The sequence below is a fragment of the Paracraurococcus ruber genome, assembly GCF_004353985.1.
GTDB classification, from domain to species: Bacteria; Pseudomonadota; Alphaproteobacteria; order Acetobacterales; family Acetobacteraceae; genus Paracraurococcus; species Paracraurococcus ruber.
Window position 1 is genome coordinate 1 of record NZ_SMOA01000281.1, and the last position, 6,599, is coordinate 6,599.

Sequence of the window (6,599 nt, forward strand, 5' to 3'; positions counted from 1 at the left end):
GCGTGGCCGCCGCCCTCGCCGCGGATGCCGCCGCAACGGCGGCGCTGGCCGCGGCGCTGGCGGCGGCGCCGCTGCACCGCCAACCCGCGCCCGTCTGGTCGCCCACCGGCTCCGAGCTTCCCTGGCATCCCGGCTTCTGCCCGCCCGAGCCCGGCCGCGCCGGCACATTCGACCTGCTGCTGCAGGCGCCGACCGGCGCGGTGCGGCGGCTGGTGGGGCGGCGTCTCGACCTCGTCGCCCTGCTGTCGGGCGATGGCCGCGCCAGCCCGTCCCTGCACGCGCTGCGGGCCTGGGCGCCGCGCTTCTCCTGGCAGGAAGCCTATCTCCCGCCGCTGTTCCGCCAGGCCGCCCCGCCGGATGCCACGCCCGGCCCGGCCAATGGCCCCGACCTGCGGGAGCGCCTGTTCTCGGTCTTCGAGGCCACGCTCACCCCGCTGGAGACCCGCATCGGCGAAAGCGAGCTGCTGCTCGACCCCGCCCGCACCCCGGCCGCCGCGCTGCCCTTCCTGGCCAGCTTCCTCGGCCGCACGCCGGAGCCCGGCTGGCCGGAGGCGCGGCAGCGGGCGGAGCTGGCCGGCCTCGGCGCCCTGCTGCCGCGGCGCGGCACGCTGGCGGCGGTGCAGGCGGCGCTCGACGTCGCCAGCGATGGCGGGGTGCGGCGCGGCGAGGTGGTGGTGGTGGAGAATTACCGGCTGCGCCGCTCCATGGCGACCATCCTCGGCATCCCCATGGATGACGAGACCCATCCGCTGACGCTCGGCAGCGGCGCCAGCGGCAACAGCATCGTCGGCGACACGCTGATCCTGTCGGAGGCGGCGGCGCGGGAGGCGCTGGCGCTCTTCGCGCCCGGCCTCGCCACCGCCGACGAGGCGGCGGCGGTGCAGCGCTTCTTCGCGCAGCATGCGCACCAGGTCAGCATCCTGCTGCATGGGCGCGGCGCGCTGGCCCGCCCGGCGGTGGAAGCGGCGGCGCGGCGCGAGATGCCGGCGCATGTGCAGTGGCGGGTGATGGAGGCGCGGGCGGGCTTCGTGCTCGGCCTCGCCCCGCTGCTGGGCGTGGACAGCTTCCTGGTCGAGGAACCGCCGCCCGTGCCCGTCACGCTGGACGAGGTGGCGCTGGGGCGCGCCGGCCTCGTCCTCGATCCCGCCGCCCTGGCGCCGGAGGCAGTGCGCCCCGCCTCCGGCCCGGGTTGAGGAGGCAGAGATGGACCAGATCGAGGCCCGCGGCACCGATGCCGAGCGCCGCCGCGCCGAGGCCGACCGCCGCCGGCTGGAGCAAGACGGCAGCTTCGCCGAGCCGCTGCAGCGCATGTACTACGAGGCCGGGGTCATGGTCGGCGTCGAGGCGATGCGGGCCGAGCAGGACTACCTGCTGCGCCGCCTCGCCCGGCTGCAGCGGATGGTGCTGGGCAGCGGCACGCTCTACGGGCTCAAGGTCTCGATCGGGACGGAGACGCGGGCCGACGGCAAGCAGGGCGCCACGGTCGCGGTGGCACCCGGCCAGGCGATCGACGGGCTGGGGCGGGAGGTGCTGCTGCCCGAGGCCTATGCCATCAGCCTCACTGACTGGATCGCCGCGCAGCCCCCCACCGCGCTGGAGGAGGCCTTCGGCGACGGCGCCCTGCACCTGCGCGTGACCCTGCGCGCGGCGGACAGCCCGCGCGGCTTCCAGCCCTCCCTCGCCACCGGGCTCAACATCGGCACCGATGCGGTGGTCACCAGCCGCGTCGCCGACAGCTTCCTGCTGGAATTGCTGCCCGAGCCGCCGCAGGGCAGCGCCTTCCCCGCCGATGCGCCGGCCGATGCGGTGGCCGCCTGGCTGCCGGACGGCCAGCGGCCGCCGGCCCAGCCGGAGGGGCTGACCCAGCGGGAGAGGGACTTCCTCACCGCCCTGCCGGACGTGGCGCAGGCGCGGCAATTGGCACTGGCGGCGCATCGCCTCGGCCAGGCGCCGCCCGATCCCTGCCGCGCCGCGCCGGACCGCCTCGCCTGCCTTGCCGCCGCGGCGCGCATCCCGCTGGCCCGCATCGCGCTCGCGGCCGATGCGGCGCAGCCGGCCCTTGCGGCGCCCGGCAAGGCCACGGTGAACAACCTGATCCGCCCCTTCGTGCAGCCGCTGCCGCTGCACGGCACGCTCTAGAGACGGAGGGCCGCCATGTCCGATGCCACGTCCTTCCGCCCGCTCCGCAGCAGCGGCGCCGGCGCGCCGCCGCCGGGCACCACCGCGCAGGTCGAGGCGCGGCTGTCCCGCACCAACTACTTCGACGGCAGGCTGCTGACCGCCGAGGACCTGAACCGCGACCAGGCCTATCTCGACGGCAGGCTGCTGGATATCGGCCTGGCGGGCGGCGACGGCGTCATCGCCGGCTTCGCGCTGGCGCTCGACGCGCAGCGGCGCTTCCTCTCGCTCGGCAACGGCGCCGGCGTCGCGCCCTCCGGCCGGATGCTGCTGCTGGACCGGCCGGCGGGGCAGCCGCTGAAGGCCGACCTGCAGGACCTGGGCCGGCTGGCGACGCTGAACGGCAACCGCATCCGCGGCCTCGGCAGCGCGCTCTACGCCGTGGTGCTGCTGCACCGGGAGGTCGGGACCGATGTCGCCGAGGTCTTCCCGCGCGACCTCGGCGCCAAGCGCGAGAGCAGCTTCAACACCATCACCGAACTGCTCGAACTCGCCCTGGTCCCGCTGCCCGTGCGGCCACCGGGCGGCGGCAGCGCGCTGGCGGCGCGGGCCGGGCTGGCCCGCAGCCTGCTCGGCCGGCCGGAACTGGCGGCGGCGCTGCCGGAGGAAGGGCTCGCCCTCGGCCTGCTGGCCACCCAGGGCGGCATCGCCGCCTGGCTCGACCCCTTCCTGCTGCGCCGCACCCGGCGCGACCGCTTCGACCCCGCCGGGCCGCAGCGCGACCTGGCGGCGCAGTACGAGGCGCTGCTGGCCGATGTGCTCGTCGACCGCGCCGGCCGCGGCCTGCCCGCCGCCTTCCGCGCCTCCGACGCCTTCGCCCTGCTGCCGCCCGCCGGCACGCTGCCGCGCGCCGCGCTCGATCCCGTCGCCGGCAGCCAGCTCTTCTTCGGCGAGACGGCGGAGGTCTGGGTGACGCCGGTCCGCGCCGACGAGGTGGCGGCGCTGCAGGAGGAGAGCCTGGCCTATGGCCCGCTCGACCTCGGCAGCGGCGAGCCCTTCGAGGTGGTGGTGCTGGCGCCGCTGGCCCCCGCCGATTTCGCGCAATTCGGCCGGGCGCTGCAGCAGCCGCGCGCCGATGCGCCGGCGGCGGCGCAGGCCTCCCCCTTCCGCTGGCCCGACCGCATCGGCCTGCCGCGCATCGACCCGCTGCGGCTGCGCCTGCTGCCGCAGCCGGGCGCCGCGCTGGACACCGATGCCGAGACCTGGAAGGCGATCTGGGAGAAGGTGCCGGACCGCCTGCCCTATATCCGCCGGCCGGCGCATGCCGGCGCCACCGGCGTGACCGCGGTGATGCTGGCCAGCGGCTTCACCCTGCCGCCGCCGCCCGACCCGGAAGCGCAGCCGGAAATCCAGCAGCTGCGGGCCGCGCTGGACCAGGCGCGGCAGGAACTGGAGGCGCAGACGCAGGCCATCGCGGCGGCGGAGCAGGCGAAGGCGGCGGCGGAGGCCGCGGCGCAGGCGGCGGCGACGCAGGCCGCCGCTGCGCAGGCCAGGGCGGCGCAGGCCGAGGCAGGCCGGCAGGGCGTGCTGGCGGAGCGCGACCGTGCGCTCGCCGACCTGCGGCAATCCCAGGCCGACCTCGCCGCCTGCGGCAACCGCACCGGCCTGCGCGACGACCTCATCGACCAGCTGCGGCGCAAGCTGGTGAAGGTGAAGCAGCCGCCCTTCCCCTGGCCGCCGGGCTGGCCGGACGACCCCGAGCTTCGGCGGAAGGCGCTGGAGGACGTGGACGGGCTGATCCTGGAACGCGACCAGTCGCTGGCCGGGTTCGAGACCGAGGTGGCGACGCTGCGGGGCGACCTCGCCGGCATCACCGCGGCGCGCGACAGCCTCTCCACCCGCGTCGGGCAGCTCGATGCCCAGCTGGCCGCGGTGACGCAGGACCGCGACGGCGTCGCCACCCGCATCGGCCAGCTCGACGCCCAGCTTGCCGCCGTCACCCGCGACCGGGACGGCTTCGCCGCGCGCATCGCCCAGCTCGAGCCGCAGCTTGCGACCGTGACGCGGGACCGCGACGGCTTCGCCGCGCGCATCGCCCAGCTGGAGCCGCAGGTGGCCACGCTGACGCGCGACCGCGACGGGCTCGCCGCGCAGGTCGGCCAGGTAAATGCGCAGCTTGCCGCCATCACCCAGCAGCGGGACGGGCTGTCGGGCCAGGTCAACCAGCTCAACACCCAGCTTGGGCAACTCAACGCCCAGCTCGGCGCCACCGCGCAGCAGCGGGACGATGCCAATGCCCGGCTCGGCCAGGCCAATTCCCAGCTGGCCACCATGACCCAGCAGCGCGACGGGCTGGCCACGCAGGTGACCCAGCTCAACACCCAGCTCGGCCAGGCGTCCAGCCAGGTCGCGTCGGTGACGCAGCAGCGGGACACGCTGGCGGCCCAGGCCAACCAGCTCACCTCGCAGCTCGCCGCCGCCACCCAGCAGCGGGACAGCGCCGTCAGCCAGGCCGGCCAGCTCGACACCCAGCTGACCCAGCTGCGCGGCCAGCTCGCCACCGCCACCCAGCAGCGGGACGGCTTCTCCGCCCAGCTCGGCCAGCTCACCTCCCAGCTGGCGACCGCCACGCAGCAGCGGGACAGCTTCTCCGCCCAGGTGAACCAGCTCACCACCCAGGTCGGGCAGCTGCGCGGCCAGCTGACCGCCGCGACGCAGCAGCGCGACGCCTTCTCGGCGCAGGTCGGGCAGCTCAACACCCAGCTCGCCAGCGTCACGCAGCAGCGGGACGGCTTCTCCACCCAGGTCAACCAGCTCAACACCCAGGTCGCCACGCTGTCCGCCACGCGGGACACGCTGCAGCGGCAGGTGGCGGAGTCCACCGCCATCCTGCGGTCCGGCGTCGCGCCGGACCTGGCGCTGCAGCGGCTGAACCGGACCCTCGGCCGATGAGCCCGCCGCGCCCTGGAGCAGCGCCATGACGCCGGTCCGCCTGCCGCCGGTGGATCCCGACGCCGACCCGCCGAAGCGGCTGAACCTCGTCCCGCACCGCCATCTCGGCCAAGCGGAATTCGGCATCCGCGACCGCTACCTGGGCCAGCGGCTGGATGCGCTGGCGGCCGGCGCGCCGGAGGGCGTGGTGGCGGGCCTGGATCTCTCGCCCGCCGCCTTCGACGCCACCGGCGGCGGCGCAGCACCGGACCGGCTGCTGCTGCGGCCCGGCATCGCCGTGCTGGGCGGGCGGCGCGTGCTGCGGCTCAGCGCGCCGCTCTCCCTCGGCCTGGCCGACCTCGTGCCCAGGGTGGCCGGCGCGCCGGCGATCGAGGACGGCGTCTACCTGCTGGTGCTGCGCCTGGCGGAAGCGGAGACGGTCTGGGGCCCGGCCGACCGGCCCGATGCGCGCGAGGAAGGCGACCCGCTGCGCGACGAGCGGCGGGACAGCCTGGTGGAGGCGCGGCTCTCCCCCCGTCTCGCGCTGCTCCCGGGGGGCGGCTCGGGCCTTCCCCGCGACGAGCCGGTGGCGCCCCCGCCCGGCGACCTTCCGCCCGACCAGCCGCCGCCGCCGCGCTTCGACGGCGTCGCGGCGGACCGCTTCGCCAATCTCCGCGCCGCCGCGCTGGTGGGCGGCAACGGCATGGCGGCGGATGGCGCGGTGCCGCTGGCGCTGGTCGCGGTGCAGGCAGGCGCCATCCGCTGGCTTAACCAGGCGGCGGGACGCTGGGAGGCGGCGGCGGATGCCGGCGCCCGGCTGCTGGCGGCGCAGGTGCACGATGCGCTGGCGCGGGCGGTAGCGGCCGACCCGCAGATGCCGGAGGCGCGCCAGAAGGCGCTGCGGCTGCGCCTGCCGCGGCTGCCGGCGGCAGGGCAATTGCCCGCCCTGCTGCTGCAGGACCCGGCCGGGGTGAGGCCGGCCTGCCCGCTCTTCCCGCCCAGCCTCGATGTCGGCATGGCGCCGCTGCCGGCCGGCGCCGTGCCGGCGGTGCTGCGGCAGGGGCTGCGGCGGGCGCCGCTCGACCTCTCCGGCGACACGGCGGATGCCGTCACCCTGCTGCCGGTCGTGGCGGACCGTGACTGGCGGCCGGACCTGGCCGACCGGCCGCGGCCGGACCTGCGGCTGCTGGAGCAGCTCTTCGCTGCCTTCCACCAGGCCCGGCGGGACTGGCGCGACCGGGCGCTGGCGCATGCCGCGGTGTTCAACGGCGTGGCGCCGATGCAGGACGGGCTGCGCCGCCGCCTCGGCGCCGCGCTCGCCCTGGCCGCCGACCCGCGGCCGGATGGGCCGCGGGCGGCGCTGGATGCCGCCGGCGGGCCCTCGACCAAGACCGACGAAGGGTTCGACGCCGCCATCGACGCCCTGGCCGACCAGCCCGGCTTCGAGGCCTGGGCGGCGCCGCGGCTGGCGGCGCTGGACCAGGTGGCGGCGCAGCAGGCGCTGGCCGCCCGCCTCGCCGCCCGCGGCCAGGCGCCGGAGGACCCGCCGG

The 6,599-nt window shown here is 77.0% G+C and carries 4 protein-coding genes; all 4 read left to right on the forward strand.

Annotation, left to right across the window (positions count from 1 at the left end):
• A partial coding sequence (locus E2C05_RS26925; protein ID WP_205083113.1) for a phage tail protein occupies nucleotides 1-1,193 on the forward strand: 1,193 nt, incomplete at its 5' end.
• A 10-nt stretch (nucleotides 1,194-1,203) separates the two neighbouring features.
• A complete protein-coding gene (locus E2C05_RS26930; protein WP_133222739.1) occupies nucleotides 1,204-2,139 on the forward strand; it encodes a hypothetical protein in 936 nt (311 codons plus the stop codon).
• A gap of 15 nt (nucleotides 2,140-2,154) precedes the next feature.
• Nucleotides 2,155-5,070, forward strand: coding sequence for a coiled-coil domain-containing protein (locus E2C05_RS33430; RefSeq protein ID WP_158292387.1), 2,916 nt, complete (start codon nucleotides 2,155-2,157; stop codon nucleotides 5,068-5,070).
• Between the two features lie 25 nt (nucleotides 5,071-5,095).
• Nucleotides 5,096-6,599 (forward strand): hypothetical protein (locus E2C05_RS26945; protein WP_133222740.1); only part of this gene is annotated, 1,504 nt, incomplete at its 3' end.

Bases quoted from the DNA above. Each gene is read 5' to 3' on its own strand.
- E2C05_RS26930 (WP_133222739.1), top strand. From the start codon at position 1,204: ATGGACCAGATCGAGGCCCGCGGCACCGATGCCGAGCGCCGCCGCGCC.
- E2C05_RS33430 (WP_158292387.1), top strand. From the start codon at position 2,155: ATGTCCGATGCCACGTCCTTCCGCCCGCTCCGCAGCAGCGGCGCCGGC.